This is a genomic window from Neolewinella persica DSM 23188, from assembly GCF_000373105.1.
Taxonomy (GTDB): domain Bacteria; phylum Bacteroidota; class Bacteroidia; order Chitinophagales; family Saprospiraceae; genus Neolewinella; species Neolewinella persica.
Window position 1 is genome coordinate 1 of sequence record NZ_KB890468.1, and the last position, 16,221, is coordinate 16,221.

The 16,221-nt window shown below is 51.2% G+C and carries 13 protein-coding genes; 7 read left to right on the top strand and 6 right to left on the bottom strand.

Annotated features, from left to right (window positions below; all coding sequences use genetic code 11):
- Positions 1–142: 142 nt before the first annotated feature.
- Positions 143–721 carry a phosphatase PAP2 family protein gene (locus tag B036_RS0123655; RefSeq protein WP_020571225.1) on the bottom strand — a complete coding sequence of 193 codons (579 nt, stop codon included), beginning with the start codon at positions 719–721 and terminating at the stop codon, positions 143–145.
- 205 nt (positions 722–926) lie between these two features.
- Here B036_RS0123655 and glmM point away from each other — a divergent pair, with 205 nt between their 5' ends.
- Both glmM and B036_RS0123665 read left to right on the top strand, forming a co-directional pair.
- On the top strand, positions 927–2,291 hold the full coding sequence (gene glmM, locus B036_RS0123660; protein ID WP_020571226.1) for a phosphoglucosamine mutase: 1,365 nt from the start codon (positions 927–929) through the stop codon (positions 2,289–2,291).
- Between the two features lie 233 nt (positions 2,292–2,524).
- Positions 2,525–3,208 carry a YjjG family noncanonical pyrimidine nucleotidase gene (locus tag B036_RS0123665; protein ID WP_020571227.1) on the top strand — a complete coding sequence of 228 codons (684 nt, stop codon included), beginning with the start codon at positions 2,525–2,527 and terminating at the stop codon, positions 3,206–3,208.
- A gap of 55 nt (positions 3,209–3,263) precedes the next feature.
- Here B036_RS0123665 and B036_RS0123670 read toward each other — a convergent pair whose 3' ends face one another.
- Positions 3,264–4,520, bottom strand: a complete 1,257-nt coding sequence (locus B036_RS0123670) for an ankyrin repeat domain-containing protein (RefSeq protein WP_020571228.1) — start codon at positions 4,518–4,520, stop codon at positions 3,264–3,266.
- 222 nt (positions 4,521–4,742) lie between these two features.
- On the opposite strand from B036_RS0123670, the gene nth reads away from it, so the two are divergent.
- Together nth and B036_RS0123680 are read left to right on the top strand one after the other, a co-directional pair.
- Entirely contained in the window at positions 4,743–5,399 is a 657-nt protein-coding gene (gene nth, locus B036_RS0123675; protein WP_020571229.1) for an endonuclease III, read from the top strand.
- A 273-nt stretch (positions 5,400–5,672) separates the two neighbouring features.
- Positions 5,673–7,706, top strand: a complete 2,034-nt coding sequence (locus tag B036_RS0123680; RefSeq protein WP_020571230.1) for an HD family phosphohydrolase — start codon at positions 5,673–5,675, stop codon at positions 7,704–7,706.
- Positions 7,707–7,744: 38 nt separating this feature from the next.
- On the opposite strand, the gene B036_RS0123685 is transcribed toward B036_RS0123680, so the two are convergent.
- Positions 7,745–8,200, bottom strand: a complete 456-nt coding sequence (locus B036_RS0123685) for a MarR family winged helix-turn-helix transcriptional regulator (RefSeq protein WP_020571231.1) — start codon at positions 8,198–8,200, stop codon at positions 7,745–7,747.
- 279 nt (positions 8,201–8,479) lie between these two features.
- Here B036_RS0123685 and proC point away from each other — a divergent pair, with 279 nt between their 5' ends.
- Positions 8,480–9,283, top strand: a complete 804-nt coding sequence (proC, locus tag B036_RS0123690; protein WP_020571232.1) for a pyrroline-5-carboxylate reductase — start codon at positions 8,480–8,482, stop codon at positions 9,281–9,283.
- Between the two features lie 250 nt (positions 9,284–9,533).
- On the top strand, positions 9,534–10,901 hold the full coding sequence (locus tag B036_RS0123695) for an MATE family efflux transporter (protein ID WP_020571233.1): 1,368 nt from the start codon (positions 9,534–9,536) through the stop codon (positions 10,899–10,901).
- A 116-nt stretch (positions 10,902–11,017) separates the two neighbouring features.
- On the opposite strand, the gene B036_RS0123700 is transcribed toward B036_RS0123695, so the two are convergent.
- Positions 11,018–11,512, bottom strand: a complete 495-nt coding sequence (locus B036_RS0123700) for a ribonuclease H-like YkuK family protein (RefSeq protein ID WP_245557506.1) — start codon at positions 11,510–11,512, stop codon at positions 11,018–11,020.
- 519 nt (positions 11,513–12,031) lie between these two features.
- Between B036_RS0123700 and B036_RS0123705 the strand changes: the two genes are divergently transcribed.
- The gene (locus tag B036_RS0123705; protein ID WP_020571235.1) at positions 12,032–14,698 is read left to right on the top strand and encodes an AAA family ATPase; all 2,667 of its coding nucleotides are present in this window, start codon (positions 12,032–12,034) and stop codon (positions 14,696–14,698) included.
- Positions 14,699–14,712: 14 nt separating this feature from the next.
- Here the strand turns inward: B036_RS0123705 and B036_RS0123710 are convergent, their stop codons facing one another.
- Together B036_RS0123710 and B036_RS30795 are read right to left on the bottom strand one after the other, a co-directional pair.
- Positions 14,713–15,600, bottom strand: a complete 888-nt coding sequence (locus B036_RS0123710; RefSeq protein WP_020571236.1) for a hypothetical protein — start codon at positions 15,598–15,600, stop codon at positions 14,713–14,715.
- Positions 15,601–15,801: 201 nt separating this feature from the next.
- Positions 15,802–16,221, bottom strand: a 420-nt coding sequence (locus tag B036_RS30795; RefSeq protein WP_044103710.1) for a T9SS type A sorting domain-containing protein, incomplete at its 5' end; no start/stop codon positions are given.

Below are 16,221 nucleotides of genomic sequence, written 5' to 3' on the forward strand. Positions count from 1 at the left end.
AAATAACCATTAAGAACATTCAGGCATTAAGGAAGAAGCCATGGAATACTAAAACCTGATGCCTGAATACTTCCGTAGGCGCTGTCGCAGGTGCTGAAAAAGGGACAAAAGGAGCAAGGAAAGAGAGAAAAGGTGGTTCTCCTTATGCCTTTTTTGCTTTACCTTTTCCAATAGCCTCCTCTCCCGCCCAACGCCGGTACAACAGCACCCCCACCCAGGCCAGTCCGCAACCCAGCAGCGCGCCAGCCAGGATATCCCCGGGGTAATGCTTTCCGACGTAGACCTGCGCCACTGAAATGGCCGCTGCCCACAGGAAAATCCCGATTCGCCAACCTGCGGCATGGTATTGTAGCCAGGTCAGGCTCAGGACCATCGCTACGGCAAAGTGGTTAGTAGCATGATTTGACGGAAAGCTAAAACGGCCACCACAGCCCACCAGAATACGGGCATGGTCCGCTACCGTTGGTTCCGCACAGGGGCGGAGCCGGCCGATCCAGGGCTTTAGGACGGAGGCAGCGAACTGATCCGCCACCGTAAGCACTGCCGCCAGGCAGAGCAGCAACCATAAAGTCCGTTTCCAACCGTAGGCACGGTACAGCAATACCAGCATGACCAGGTATAACGGAATCCAGGTGGTTTTCTCTCGAAAGACAGGGAGGACCACATCAAAAAACGGGTTAGCCAGCGATTGATTGATGAAATCGAAGAGGGTGAGGTCCATGGTTAAAGGTTATCGAGTTGTCGGGTTGCCGAGTTGTCGGGTTGTCGGGTTGTCATCGATCCGGAAAGAACAACCCAGGACAACTCGGATTCCTTAACCGCAAAAGTACGTCAACAAGGTCCGAAACCTTACCTTCGCCCTCCGGGTGCAGCCAGCTGCCTCGCCCAACAGACTAATACTCCAACAGACCAAAATACTAATCCCTTTGCCTTTAAAGAAATCAATTTCCGGCTTCCGCGGCACCATCGGCGGCAAAGCCGGCGACAACCTTACGCCCGAAGACATCGTCGCCAACGTAGCCGGATACGGTGCCTGGCTCCTTAAAAGTGGTGCGCCGGCCAAAGTCGTTATCGGTCGGGATGGCCGGCCCAGCGGGCCGGTAGTCTCCGCCCTCACCGCCGCCACCCTGCAGTGCCTTGGCATCGACGTGATCGACTGCGACTTTGCCACCACGCCCACCGTAGAGATGGCCGTTGTGCAACACCAGGCCGGAGGAGGCATCATCCTCTCCGCCAGTCATAACCCTAAAGAATACAACGCCCTTAAATTGCTGAACAGCAAGGGGGAGTTCATCTCCGCTGCCGCTGGTGCCGACCTGATGGCATTGGCCGCAGCGGGAGACATCACGTACTGCTCCGTCGATGACCTTGGCTCCCTTACCGCCGATGACACCGCCCTGCGGCATCACATCAACGCCGTGCTGAACCACCCACTCGTTGACGTGGCGGCCATCCGCCAGGCTGGCTTCAAGGTGGTCCTAGACGCCGTCAATAGTGTAGGCGCCATCTCCATCCCGCCATTGTGCCGCGAACTCGGCGTAACCTGCGAAGTCATCAACGGTGAACTTAACGGACAATTCACCCACAACCCCGAGCCGCTGCCCCAACACCTCGGGGATCTGATGGACCGCATGAAGGCCGGTGACGCCGACCTGGGTATCGCCGTAGATCCCGACGTAGACCGTCTCGCCCTCATCGGCCCCGGCGGCCGCTGGATCGGAGAAGAATACACCCTGGTCACCGTTGCCGACTACGTGTTGCGCCATACCCCCGGGCCGGTCGTCTCTAACCTTAGCAGCAGTCGTGCAGCAGCAGACATTGCCGCCCATCACGGGCAGGAATACTTCGCCTCCGCCGTGGGGGAAGTCAACGTTGTAGCGAAGATGAAGGAAGTAGGTGCCGCCATCGGCGGCGAGGGCAACGGCGGTATCATTGACCCTAAGCTGCACTACGGCCGTGATTCGCTCATCGGCCTGGCACTGGTCCTCAGCCACCTGGCCACCTCTGGCAAAAGCATCAATGAACTCCGCGATGGGTACGCCCACTACGAAATGATCAAGGACAAAAAAGAAGTAGACAACACCTACGATCTTGACGCCGCCTTCGCCCGCGTTCGCGCCAAATTCCCCGACGTTCGCACCAGCGACATCGACGGTTTGAAACTCGACTTCCCAGACGGGTGGGTCCACCTGCGGGCCTCCAATACGGAGCCCATTGTCCGGGTCTACGCCGAGGCGGGGACTAAGGAACGGGCGCAGGAATTGGCGGACGGGATTAAAGCGGAGCTTTAATTGGAGGTATTAGACTATTGGTGCTATTGGTCTATTGGTACTGTTGGTCTATTAGCACCAAGACAACAATGGGCATCGCTTCTTGAAAGATAGCCGGGTTGCGGTTGGCCTTACCTACACTAAAGTACAGGTCTGTGATACAAAGCTCTAACGAGCTGAACCTTTGCTCGCTACCGCCTATTGCGAAATCTGCCTCCGCCTATTTGACTCTTTGACTATCTGACTCTTTGACTATGAAATACACCTGGCTACTCTTCGATGCCGACAACACCCTCTGGGATTTCAGCGCCGCCGAAGCTTCTGCCCTGGAGCTGACGTTGCGAACGCGCGACATTGACTGGTCCGACGAAGTGCTCGCCCAGTACCGGGTTATCAACCACCGGGCCTGGTCGGACTACGAGCAGGGTTTCTTGCCCAAGGAGCAACTGCGGTCCATCCGTTTCAAACGGTTACTGGAGCACTACCGTCTTGACCATCCTGCGGAAGAACTCTCTTTTGATTATCGGACCTACCTGTCGGAATCAACGCACATGCTCGACGGCGCGATAGCGCTGCTGGACAGTCTGAAGGGTAAGTACAAATTAGGCCTCGTGACCAACGGGCTGAAAGAAGTACAGCGCCCCCGCCTGGCAAACACGGGTTTGGGGGAGTACTTCGAGTTCATCGTTATCTCCGACGAGATTGGTGTGGCGAAGCCACACGCCGGGTTCTGGGACCACGCCTACGCGCAGATGGACGGGGTGGACAAATCCTCCGTCCTCGTCATCGGGGACAACGCCAATGCCGACGTTAAAGGTGCGTTAGATTATGGCTTTGACGCTTGCTGGCTGCGCCATCCCGGTTTTGCGGATCGGAAAAATTTAGGGGAGACTTATCGGATTCGGGATATTCGGGAGCTGGGGGGGATTGTGGGATAGAATTTACAATTTCCGATTCAGGATTTACAATTGAAGATTTATCACTCCAGTCAATCTAATCTATTTCGATGTTCCGCATTTCCATTAGGTCTTCCACACTAAAATTACCATATCCTTCCACCTCGTATTTAGTCTTAAAATCGGCACCATACATCTTTAGGTAACGCAAGGTCTGTTCCCTGCTGTACTTCGTTATCCCATCGCCAAAACCATCTCCGCAGCAATTCAAAGACACATGTGCTGGAGTTCCTTGATCCTTTAGAAAAAAATTAGGATCTGCACCATTTTGCAGTAATTTCCTAACCATCATCCAATTCGAAAACGTAACTGCGGACAACAAACTTGAATTACCCCCAAATTCAATCTTGGCCCCTCTGTCGATTAGCATCTCTACGATGATAGTATCTTGACTATATGACGAATAGTTCAGGACGTCGCTCAGAACTTCTATTTTTTTCGGACTATCCGTAAGTACATACTTCCTTAGGACATATTCAGCAATCCTATGTTTAATACTATCATTTTCGTACCAATCCATACTTAGATCATGCATCGGAGTGATACTTTCAGCGCATGGCCAACAATCCTCGGAAGAAGCTGAGTATCGAGCCTCTAAATCGGCACCATACTCAACCAATGATCGGACCACGCCAAGGTTTTGACTCACTATGGCCCTGGCAAGTGGAGGGGTGTAAGACCCAACATAATCCTTAGTAGCGCAGCCATTTGGTGATAGCCCTTTCGACAGAAGATAATCTAATGTTTCGTCATCCTCTGCTTCAATCAGCACGTCAATCACCCCGCGAAGGCCGTATTTGCTCTCAAAACAAAAGTTCAAATCGACGCCGCTCGCACTCACTATCTCTATATATTTAAAAGCCTTCTGTCTTACGGCATTAAAAAGCAACGTCATCCTTAGCGAATCATTCATCCTCTCAACATACTGATGCTCCTTAATTAGCTTATCGACTAAATAATATTTATCGTTTGCAAATGCCGCAATAAGCAAGTCCGTTTCAAATACGTGGGTCCCGTAAATTAAATCCAAGGACACTGGGACTTCCGAATCTTGGTTCGCCAAACCATCAACTAGAGAATCCAGTTCTGCAACTGTCACACCTGAACTGTTTCCTTCATTTTCAATACCGTCGGCAACAATAAGCTTGTTTTCGGAAAAGAGTGACAGGCTATCTTTTTCTGATTTTTGTTGTGTGGATGTTTTAAGCGATGCTTTTCCGTTATCATTTGCATTGCAGCTAATAAGTAGCAGTGCAAAAAGGAACAGACCAATAGCAACTTCATGTATCCTCATAATTGTAAATATTCGTTCAAGATGACAAACATTTGCTTTTCATACTCTACTGCCACAAAGTACAACGTAAGCGCTAGCAAGTACCCCTCCCTTGCCCTTTAACCATTTCCCTGCACCTGCGGCCCCGCCCCCTTTTAAGTCACGCAGTCAAAAAGTCAGGGAGTCAAACAGTACCTTGCGACCCGACAACTCGACACCCCGACAACTTGAAAAACTGCCCCCATGACCAAAGCCGAGAAAGCCGCCAACATCCACCTCATTCTGGACGACCTCTACCCTACCGTCCCGATTCCGTTAGATCATACCGATCCGTACACCTTATTGGTGGCGGTGCTGCTGTCGGCTCAATGCACCGACGTTAGGGTCAACCAGGTAACGCCACACCTCTGGGAGGTAACCGACAAACCGGAGGAGATGATGCACGTTGATGTGGAGGAAATCCGGCAGATTATTCGTCCCTGTGGCTTGTCTCCACGCAAGAGTAAAGCCATCAAGGAGCTGAGTAGAATCATCACCGAAGAGCATAGCGGCGTGGTGCCGCAAGACTGGGATGCCCTCGAAGCCCTGCCCGGAGTGGGCCATAAAACTGCGGCGGTAGTGATGAGCCAGGCGTTTGGCGTACCGGCCTTTCCGGTCGATACACATATCCAGCGGCTGGCCTATCGCTGGGGGCTTTCGACGGGTAAGAACGTGGAAAACACCGAGAAAGACCTGAAGCGGTTATTTCCTGAGGAGAGTTGGAACAAGCTGCATTTGCAGGTCATTTTTTTTGGTCGGGAGTACTGCCCGGCCAGGGGGCATAAAATGCTGAAATGCCCGATTTGCTCGGTTTATGGGCGCAAGTCTTTGCTGCGGGCTGAAGAAAAATCACTGAAATAAGCAAATTGCAGGTGATGCAAGGTGTTGGGTACGCTTTGACTGTGTGACTCCCTGACTGTGTGACTTGTAAGAGGGGGCGACGGTGCGCAGGTGCAAAAAAAGGTTTTAAAGAGCAGGGCACACCCTCGGTAGCCCACAACCTCCTATCTTGCGAATTGTTACCTTTCCCAATCCAACGGACTAAATAGTACGAACCGACCAATAGACCAAACCGCCATTCAAACTTCAACGCCAAACAAACGCTCCCGCCTTACCCGCCGCCTGCTCCGGTGGTTGCTCGGTCTCACGGCCGTGATCGTCATTAGTTTACTGTATCCGAAGAACCTGAAGTTCCCCTTTGAGTTCGAGCGTGGGCAACAATGGGGGTACTCCCGATTGGAAGCTCCCTACGACATCCCCGTATTGAAGCCAGAGGAAGACTTTAAAAATGAAAAAGAAGCCGTTCGTACCAGCGCTAAACCCGTTTACCGGCTGAACCAGGAAGTGGCGCGTGATGCCCGCGCCCGGTTTCTGGACGAATTTAAGATCAGGCTGGACACCGCCCGGGCCCGGGGGGAGAACCGTGACCTGCTGCGCCAGCCGGAACGCCACCGTCGCTACGGCCTGCGGGTGCTGGACAAACTTTACAACCAGGGCATCATCAAAGCCAGGACGGAAGAAGAAGAACGCGGCATGTCTACCGTGATCACCATCCTCAACGGTAATGAACAGCGACAGCGGACCATTGCCCAGCTGCTCACCCCGGGCGATGCCCGGGCCTGGTTGCAGGACAGCCTCTTCTACACCAACCTCAAGTCTCCCGAATTTCTGCTGGAGCTGCTGGAGGACAAGTTCACCCATAACGTTTTCTACAACGATTCCCTTACGCAGAAGCTACGCCAGGACGCGATCGCGGCCGTCAGTCCCTTCGACGGGCTCTTACGGCAGGGGCAGGAAATCATTGACCGGGGTGACCCGGTCACCGACAATGACTACCAGGAATTACTCAGTTACCGACGGCTCTACAACCAAAGCCTGAGTACGCAGACGACCTTCTGGAGCGTCTTCGGTGGCTATGCCATCCAAATTGGCCTGGTGGTTTTGCTGCTCTTCCTTTATATCCGTTCTTTCTTCCCGCTGATCTACAGCAGGATAAAAAATCTTATTTTCATCGTCATGTGGCTGATGCTCTACGCATTGCTGGTCCGAACGGTGGAACTGAGTCCCGGGGTAAGCACTTACCTCGTTCCCTTCTGCATTGTACCGATCGTTATCCGGATATTCTTTTCGGAACGACTCGCCTTCTTCGTACACGTTTGCGTGGTCCTGATTGCCAGCTTTCTCACCAACCAGGGATACAACTTCACCTTCCTCAGCCTGATGGCCGGGGTGGTGGTCATCGTGATGGACATCGACACCCGGGATTGGGGCCGATTCTTCCGTAGTTTGTTCCTCCTTTTTTCTTTCTACGTCGTAGGATTTGTGGGGCTTGAATTGATGCGGGGTGGTACCTGGAGTACCGTAAATTACCCAACCATCGCCTGGATCGGAGGCAATGTTTTCCTCTGCCTCCTTGCCTACCCGCTGATTCCGCTTCTGGAAAGAATGTTCGGATTCATCTCCCCCATTACGCTTGGGGAACTAAGCGACATGAACCAATCCTTACTGGAACGCCTCGCCCGATTGGCGCCCGGCACCTGGCAGCACTCGCTTAATGTGGCCAACATGTCAGAGCAGGCAGCGAGGGCCATCGGAGCTGATGCACTCCTGGTTAAAACTGCCGCGATGTACCATGACATTGGTAAAGTGACCAATCCCGGGTTTTTCATTGAAAACCAAACGGGGGCCAACCCCCACGAAAAACTCGGCCCGAAGGAAAGTGCCGCCATCATTATTGGCCACGTTAATGAAGGCATTAAGCTGGCCCGGCAGGCAGGCCTACCGAAGGTTATTATCGATTTTATTCATACGCACCACGGAACTACCCGGACCGAGTTCTTTTACCGTGCCTACATCAAAGACAACCCGCAGCGTGAAGCCGAAGAAGCTGACTTTCGCTACCCAGGCCCAAGGCCGGTCACCAAAGAGCAGACGATCCTGATGATTGCCGACAGTACGGAGGCTGCCTGTAAAAGTCTAAAAAGTCCCCACGAAGAAGAACTCTTCGCACTGGTGGATAGTGTCATCCGCGGTAAATTAACCTCGGGCCAGCTGGAACAAAGCCGGTTGAGTTTTCAGGAGCTGGAAATTTGCCGGGGGGTATTTAAAGCGATACTCAAAAGTGTGTACCATGCGCGGATTGCCTACCCTGAAAAGGAAGAGAGTTAAAGCGCTGAGCATACTATAGCGGCTCTTCTCCAATCTGCTTATCCCCGGAGTTTATCCAACAACTTGCTCAGGGTCACTGCCTCTTCATCGGTCAGTTGACTAAAAGCCAACTCCCGGGAAGCCTCAACTGCTTCGCTGGCACGCTCGATCATATCAAGGCCTGCGTCCGTAATAAGAATATCTACACGGCGACGGTCCGATGGGCACTCACGGCGCTCCACAAAGCCTTTCTCTTTCAGCTTGTCTACCAGTCGGCTGGCGTTACTCATCTTATCAATCATCCGTTCCGTAAGCAGTTTAACGGTAGCCGGTTTCCCTGCCCTGCCGCGCAGAATGCGCAGAATATTAAACTGCTGCAGGCTCAGCCCAAATGGTTTGAGTGCCCTTCCCGTCAGCTGATTCAGCCATGCCGCGGTAAATATGGTATTTACCTGTGCCCGGTGAGCAGCAGTTTTGAACGTAGGTTGTTGTATAGCATCTTCAATAGTAGGCATTTCTATCGGCTTAAAAGTTATGAGAAAAGTAAATTCTTAAAGGGAAATCATCAAAGCAACGACAAAGCCGTGTCTACAATTAATACAGTGGTGAACAATTAGTTCGCTTTTGACCTGAAAAACAATTGGCTTACGCATATTTCTTTCCTTCAGAACATCCTGCAGTCAACCGCTGGTATGTCTTTTCAGGATCGGAATTACTCCGTTTATGTGTTCTCCCGAATCCTCTTCAGGAGATAGACTAGACGTACCTTCGGGCCAGAAAACAACCCCAGGAACATGAAAATTCTAATCATCGGCGGCGGCAACATGGGTAAGACCTATGCCCGCAGTTTACTAAGGGCTCACCTTGTGAATCCGGAAGACCTTATGGTGCTCGAACGTAGTACGGAACAGGCAGAAAAGCTTCGTGGAGAAAAAATAGGGGTAGTGTACACTGACCCTGCGGCCTGCCTGAATGTTGCGGACCTCATTATTCTTGCCGTTAAACCACAAGATAGTGCTAGTCTTTTCGCTACGCTTCGGCCCTCAACTGACCCCCAACAGGTCTACCTTTCCATTATGGCCGGGATCACCATCGAGACCATTCAACGTGGGCTGGGAGTAGAAAAAGTTATCCGGGCCATGCCAAACCTGCCTGCTCAGATCGGCCTGGGGATGACCAGCTACACCGCCAGTGACGCAGTAACGCGGATTGAACTTGTACTTGTCCAAAACCTGCTCAATACCACGGGTAAAGCCATCTACGTAGACAGTGAACACGCCATTGATGCCACTACTGCGATATCCGGCAGTGGGCCCGCCTACGTTTTATACTTCATGGAGGCCATGATTGAAGCAGCACGTGAAATGGGTTTCAACGAAAGCCAGGCAGAACTCCTGGTAGCGCAAACGTTTCGCGGAGCGGTAGAATTACAGATGAAAAACGACCTATCCTGCGCAGAATGGATCGCGCGCGTCTCCTCCAAAGGCGGCACAACTGAAGCGGCGATGAATACCTTCCGGGCGACCAGTGTTTTCGAAGACATCAAAAATGGTGCTAAAGCTGCGCTTGCGCGGGCGGAGGAATTAGGCAAGGGGTAGTTAGACGAAAACTCGCTGCGCTCGTTTTCTCGGTAGACGATCGCTACGCGACCTTGTAGACAGCACTTCGTGCTTTGTAGACGCTCCGCTTATAGGCTACCGCTGCTGTCACTCATTTCGCTGCGCTCATTCGCCCAAGGTGAGCAAGCGCAGCGCCGTGAACGGTGCCTGCGGTAGCCACTCAGTAACTCAGTGACTCAGCCACTCATTGACTTGCCCCCACTAACTCGCTGCACTATATATTTGTTGCGTGAAGCTGAGCACCTCCTATCGCGACATCTGGAAAGTTTCTATTCCTATCATTATTGGTAGCGCGGCCCAAAACGTGGTAGCGATGACCGACAGCGTCTTCCTTTACTATAAGAGTGAAGAAGATTTTGCCGCCATCGGATTTGTCGCCGCTTTTTACATCATCGTGGCAGCGATAGGTTTCGGTTTCAGCCGGGGAGGACAAATCCTGATGGCCCGCCTGGCTGGTCAGGAAAAACCGGAAAGTGTCGGTCGTGTATTTTACAGCACAGTCTATTTTGAGTTAGTCCTGGCCGGACTCCTATTCCTCTTCATGACCTTTGGGTCCTACTGGCTATTTGCCGGACTCGTTGACTCCGACGTTATCTTTTACAAAGCGCTCGAGTACCTCGAAACAAGGAAATGGGGCGTTTTTGCCAGCTATTTGGGCGTAGCCTGTGTCGCGTTTTACACGGGTATTGCCCGACCGGTTTTCATCATTGTTGACACCTTCATTCTCGCGGCCACCAACATTTTTCTGGACCGGGCCCTCATTTTCGGCATGTATGGTTTTCCCGAAATGGGCATTGCCGGGGCAGGGTTAGCCAGCACCATATCAGAGTATATTGCTTTGATCATTTTCCTGATCTATATGGCTTTTGACCGTAAGAACCGGATTTATGACATCTTTAAATTCCCAAAGTGGGACCCCGTGATTATTCGGGACATCTTTGGTTTATCGGTGCCGATCGTCGCCATGTCCGTAGTGGGGCTGGGTAGTGGCTTTGTTTTTTTTGGTCTGGTGGAGAACTTCGGGGAACGCTCGTTAGCCATTACCAACATTGTTCGGATTGCGTACCTGATTCTTTCCATCCCTGCCTGGGGGTTTTGCACGGGTATCAACACGATGGCCAGTTACTTTGTCGGCGCCGGGCAGCCAGAAAAAGTACGTACCGTCTTATGGAAAACCTCTTTTTTGTGCCTGGGCATCACCACAATAATGATCCTACCTTTATTGGCCTTCCCGACCCAGGTACTCTACCCTATTTTAGGCGACGAACGGGCATATCTCATCAAAGAGGCATACCCGGTTTTCTGGGTACTGTGGGGCATTTTGACCACATTTAGCTTTGGCAGCATCTTTTTTAACGGCCTGATCGGAGCGGGAGAAACCACACTGGCGCTAAAGCTGCAGGGCCTTACTGCTGCTGGTTACGTAATCAGCATTTTTGCCGTAGTCCGGGCCTCATGGGGTACGATGGTGCTTGCCTGGTCGGTCGAGATCTTTTATTGGCTGGTGATCTTTGCCCTCGCTTATGCCTTCTTTCAGCGGCCAAAGTGGCAAAAGCAGAAGCAAGTCGATACTGCTGACCATTTCGTGGAAGAGTAGTTTTCAGGGGCGCGGCCGCAGGTGCAAGGGAAGGAATATAGCAGCAGGGGCACCACAAAAACGGACTGCCCCTAGGAGGAACAGCCCGTCATTAACTTTCTTATTACAAAGACTCCTTAGCAAACCTTATCTGCGCAAGCAGAGCTGGCGAAAGCATCTGGCTTAGCCTTGAACACGAATCCCATACCGAGAATGTAGCCCATGGCCTCCTTGAGCGCCGTATTGGATTCGAAGGAAGGGTCAGTGTTAATGTCTGCATGAACTTCCAACTCTACATTGTGCTCATCGAGGAGGTTGCAGAGCGCGTAGGAGATTTCAACCGAGCGAGCAACTTCCAAAATCATCCGTTCACGAATGGACATCTTTTGGTGGCTCTTGTAGTTGGCAATGAACATGAAACCGCCCTTCTTCTCGCGTACAAAAACGATTACGGTGGCAAATTCCGACACCTTTCCCCGGACCTGGCTATCGGTACCAATACATACTTTAAGGCGATGTCCGGCGGCCTTTTCACGAAGGAGTGTTTCCCGAACTGCATCCGAGATGGGCAGTTCGATCCGGCGGCCGTCAAAACGGCGCCACTTCATATCAGTAAGAGCGTCCTGGGTCATGATAAAAGGGTTTTGATTCTCCAAGGTAACTACACCAGAAGAAAAATAAGTTGCGAGCATAATTACTCTTCCAATTTTAACCTGTGCTTAACCTACTGAGAATGCTTCCGTTAGACAATTATTCCAGCCCGTTCACATGAAGTATGAAAAGAGGAACACAAAAAATTCCATCTTTTCGCAACCAAATTCCGGTATAACAGTTTATTGGTCGAACCGTCAAACTTGGAAGCAAGCAATCAATGTGTTTTGCCTCCAAGTTTAGATAGGTGGTTTTGGGGTGCGCCGACTATTGTTCGGCGCGCCTTTTTTTGTCCGGCACCTGTCTAATCTTGCCTTTAAATAGCTGCTACACCTGCCCCTATAACTATCGGGGCGCCCATTGTCACCGAATACCAAAGGTTTAAAAACAACGTTTCCCAATTAATAAGCTTCTCTACTTCATCCAGTCATGTCATCGGACCGAGCCACTCCTCTGATTCTATTTGCATGGCACCTTTTTTTTGTTTTACTTTACTTGTAATGCATAGCAGCCAGGACGACACCGAAATCAAACTTCCGCCCTACAAGTTCAAAGAACTCAAGGTCTATAACTCTACAGAATACCTCTGGGAGAACGTTAAGAAGTACCGTCAGGTCTTTGATCGGTTTGAAACCGCCTACATCTATACCGAGCTTTCGCTCTTCAATAAAAAATTTGATCTCGAGGACTGGTCCCTACGTGTAGAGTTGAAATGTTTCAGCATTAGCGAAGTAGAGCAGACTGAAATCTGTAGCCTAACCATCGAAAAGGAGATCAGCAAATTTGATAATGTAATTTACCTCAGAGAGGGCTGGGGAAATCAAAAACAGGGTACCTTCTGGCAACGCGGCACGTATTACTGGGAGGCCTACATTGATGGCCAGAAGGTAGGTAGCAAGTACTTCTACATCATCGAGCCAGGTGATAACATCTCCGAAACTTTAGATGAAGATTGGGAGCCGAAAGAGTCCGTAGAGAAGTACCTGGAACTGGTCACTGCTAGGCTTTACGAGGGCCCTTATGATGATGTGATGGAAGCCGATCGCATTTTTCTCAAGGAATTCGCCGTTAAAGAAACCCGCTACATATACCTTGAACTAAGCTTCCGCAACCTACAGCCAGAAGAAGAATGGCACCTGGAATTATTTACCAAATTCCACAACCAGGCGAGGGAACTTAAGGGGCAGGTCATTCGCCTGCAACAAGTAAAAAAAGAGCAGGACATTATTAAAGTTACTGCTGGCTGGGGAGCCGCTAACCCTAACCTTTGGCGTGCCAACAACTATACAGCTGACATTGTCTTCCTCGACAAACTAATTGCCAGTATTCCCTTCACTGTAGACGACGAAGCCATTCCCGGCTACCCCTCCGTTTACCTGCCGGGTAAAGAAAACGGCCTTGTACTCGCACCAAAACCAGAAGATTCTGATGACAGTTTCGAAGACATTATGGCGCGCCTCAACGCCCTCACCGGATTGCACGAAGTAAAGCGCCAGGTCAGGGAACACGCCGTTTATATCCGATTCCTACAATTACGCCAGGAGCGCGGCTTTGAAATGGATAAGGGTATGGATGTACATTCCGTATTCATCGGTAATCCAGGTACCGGAAAAACCACCGTAGCCCGAATGATGGGCCAGCTTTACCGTAAAATGGGCCTGCTTTCCAGTGGGCATACGGTGGTGGCTGACCGGGTTGATCTCGTTGGCGAATACATTGGTCAAACGGCGCCCAAAACCCGTGAAGTCATTGATCGTGCCAGGGGTGGTGTTTTGTTCATCGACGAAGCCTACGCCCTGGCCCGCAGTAATGATGACGGTAAAGACTTTGGCCGGGAGGTGATTGAAATCCTCGTTAAAGAAATGTCCAATGGCTCCGGTGACCTGGCGGTGATCGTTGCCGGTTACCCCGACGAAATGAAACGGTTCCTGGACAGTAACACCGGGCTAAAATCACGCTTTAAGCATAATTATGACTTCCGTGACTTCCTGCCACAAGAACTTAGTACGATTGCAGACTATGCGGCCGAACAGCAGGGGGTAGAACTCACCACCTCGGGCAAAGCGCGGATTGATGAGATCATCACCAAAGCCTATCGTACCAGAGACCGGTCTTTCGGAAATGCCCGCTACGTCCACGACCTGGTTGAAAAAGCTAAAGTCCAGATGGCTCTGCGCCTGATGAAGGACGAGGAGAAGACAGCTGAACTCACTACCGAACAACTTAGCACCATTGAACTGGATGACGTCAACAAAATAAAGGGCCTCACAAAGAAGGAGCCCCCAGCCATCCCGATCAACGACGAAATGCTTAAAGAAGCTTTAGGAGAACTCGACAGCCTCATCGGCATGGAGAACATAAAGCGGCAACTCCATGACCTGGTAAGCCTGGTACGGTATTACCGACAGATTGGTCGGGACGTATTAAACAGCTTCCACCTGCATACTGTACTGATTGGTAACCCCGGAACAGGTAAGACTACCGTGGCCCGTATTCTTGCCAAGCTGTACAATGCGCTGGGCATTCTTGAGCGCGGTCATATCGTAGAAACTGATCGGCAGGGAATGGTGGCCGGATACGTTGGGCAAACCGCTGAGAAAACAGCTAAGAAGGTCGACGAATCCATCGGCGGCGTCCTGTTTATTGACGAAGCTTACTCCCTTACCCAGAAATCATCTCAACGCGGGGATTTTGGTGACGAGGCTATCCAAGCCTTGCTAAAACGAATGGAAGACCGTCGGGGAGAGTTCTTTGTTTGTGTCGCAGGCTATCCCGATAATATGGATACCTTCCTGAAGGCAAACCCAGGCCTCAGCAGCAGGTTTGACAAAACACTACGCTTCGAAGACTATCCGCCAGAGCAATTGATGGAGATTGCCGAACGTATGTTCGTCGATCAAAATGCACAATTAACGCCAGCGGCAAGTAAGCACATATCCTCCTACCTGCGGTTCCTGCACAAATACCGTGATTCTTTCTTCGGTAATGCTCGCTCCGTTCGTAAAATCGTTACCGATGTACTACGCCAACATGACCTGAGGCGCTCTGTGGAAGACGTTAAAGCAAAAGACAAGGGCAAAAGCATTCGGATCCTTAAATCTGATGTAGACCACCTTAAGCTGGACACAAAGGAACTTTCGATCCAACGCAAACGTATTGGGTTTTAAACCTCTTCAGGCCATTAAAACTCCGTAAAAATTTTTTCACTTAAGGTGGCATTCACACTAATTGGGCCAAGTTGAAAGCGTCCTCCCCGATCACCTGATAACACAATACCCTCATAGGGAAGATAGCCGTTCCAGGGTGTCTCCATCGCTGGCTCCTCGTCAGTAGCATTACGGAAGAACTGCCAGGTATTAATCCGATAGGTCGCCTTATCAACGTACAACCGATATTTGTTGCCAGGCGTATCACCGACCTCCTCAAAAGTCATGTCCAGTAGATAACAAGGGCGCTTACCTTGTGGATCAATTCGTACCTCACCACCAAATTTCAGGGTAACACCACTGTCTTTCAATTTAAACTGTTGTACCAGCCAGTAACTGTCATTGATCCAAATGGAATGGGCTTTATTCAGGAAGATTGCCAGGCTATCGGCATCAGTCACTTCCTCTCCAAATCGGCGAACACGGCCCGTCAGATTCTCTTCATCACTGAAATCCAACAGGTATAATGTATTGTCTTTGGGTACTTCAATACGAACTCGTTTCTCTTGCTTATCCCAGCTTAACTGCCGCGCACCAAAGAAATTCCAGGTGATGTACCGGGTATTCGCATAGGCTTCCCAGCCACCGTGGTACTTCACAATACTATCGGCCAGGCGGATAGCCTTTTCATCAGAAGCTGTGGCGTTGAAACCCTCAGCTGCAGGATAATCCCCATCCCCTACTGGCCAGGGCTGTGCCTCCAAAATAATGGTTTTCACACCGTCCTTCATGAATTTCTCCCCCGGTTTAGGAGTATCACCTGTATCGGAAGTAACGACTTCCGCTGTATCTCCCGCAGGCTGATCACAAGAGGAGGTTCCAATGGCCAGCGCCAGCAGTAACAAAAACAGGAATGGTTTCATAGCAGTTCTCATAGAGGGAATAACCCGAAAAAGAGGGGCGGGTTTACCCCAATTGAAAATAATCAACCTTTCTATGTTCAAGCGGGGGCTTTCAGTTATTGCAAACAAAAGCCCCGCCACTCCATCAAGGAGCAGCGGGGCTTCGGTACATGGACCTCAAAGCGTCCCCGAGGGGACCTTTGAGCGTCCGGTATGCGCAGTTTACTTAACCACCACCATCTTCTTAGAAGCGGTGAACTCACCCGCCGTCAGCGTGTAAGTCAGCACCCCGGAAGCCTTGATGTTCGTCAGTTCCACCACGTTCAGACCAGCAGCAGCGTCGATCTCCCGAACGGAAATCAGACGGCCGGCAGCGTCACGCAGCGTCAGCGTCGCAGGAGCGGCAGCGGCCAGCTCGAAGCGGATCACCGTTTCGGTACGAACCGGGTTGGGCGTGTTCTGGTGCAGCACGTTTTGCGCGGACGCAGGGGCAAGCTCACCGTTGAAGGCAAGGCCAAGACCGTTACCCACACCGTTGGCGCCAACACCTTCCCGTACCGTAATGGCGTCGGTCAGGAGCAGCTGTTCGCTCAGCGTTACGCTCGTCGTAGCGCGTACTTCCAGGCTCACCGTGGCGTTGTC

Bases quoted from the DNA above. Each gene is read 5' to 3' on its own strand.
- B036_RS0123710 (WP_020571236.1), bottom strand. From the start codon at position 15,600: ATGAAACCATTCCTGTTTTTGTTACTGCTGGCGCTGGCCATTGGAACC.
- B036_RS0123655 (WP_020571225.1), bottom strand. From the start codon at position 721: ATGGACCTCACCCTCTTCGATTTCATCAATCAATCGCTGGCTAACCCG.
- B036_RS0123670 (WP_020571228.1), bottom strand. From the start codon at position 4,520: ATGAGGATACATGAAGTTGCTATTGGTCTGTTCCTTTTTGCACTGCTA.
- B036_RS0123665 (WP_020571227.1), top strand. From the start codon at position 2,525: ATGAAATACACCTGGCTACTCTTCGATGCCGACAACACCCTCTGGGAT.
- B036_RS0123705 (WP_020571235.1), top strand. From the start codon at position 12,032: ATGCATAGCAGCCAGGACGACACCGAAATCAAACTTCCGCCCTACAAG.
- nth (WP_020571229.1), top strand. From the start codon at position 4,743: ATGACCAAAGCCGAGAAAGCCGCCAACATCCACCTCATTCTGGACGAC.
- proC (WP_020571232.1), top strand. From the start codon at position 8,480: ATGAAAATTCTAATCATCGGCGGCGGCAACATGGGTAAGACCTATGCC.
- B036_RS0123685 (WP_020571231.1), bottom strand. From the start codon at position 8,200: ATGCCTACTATTGAAGATGCTATACAACAACCTACGTTCAAAACTGCT.
- B036_RS0123700 (WP_245557506.1), bottom strand. From the start codon at position 11,512: ATGACCCAGGACGCTCTTACTGATATGAAGTGGCGCCGTTTTGACGGC.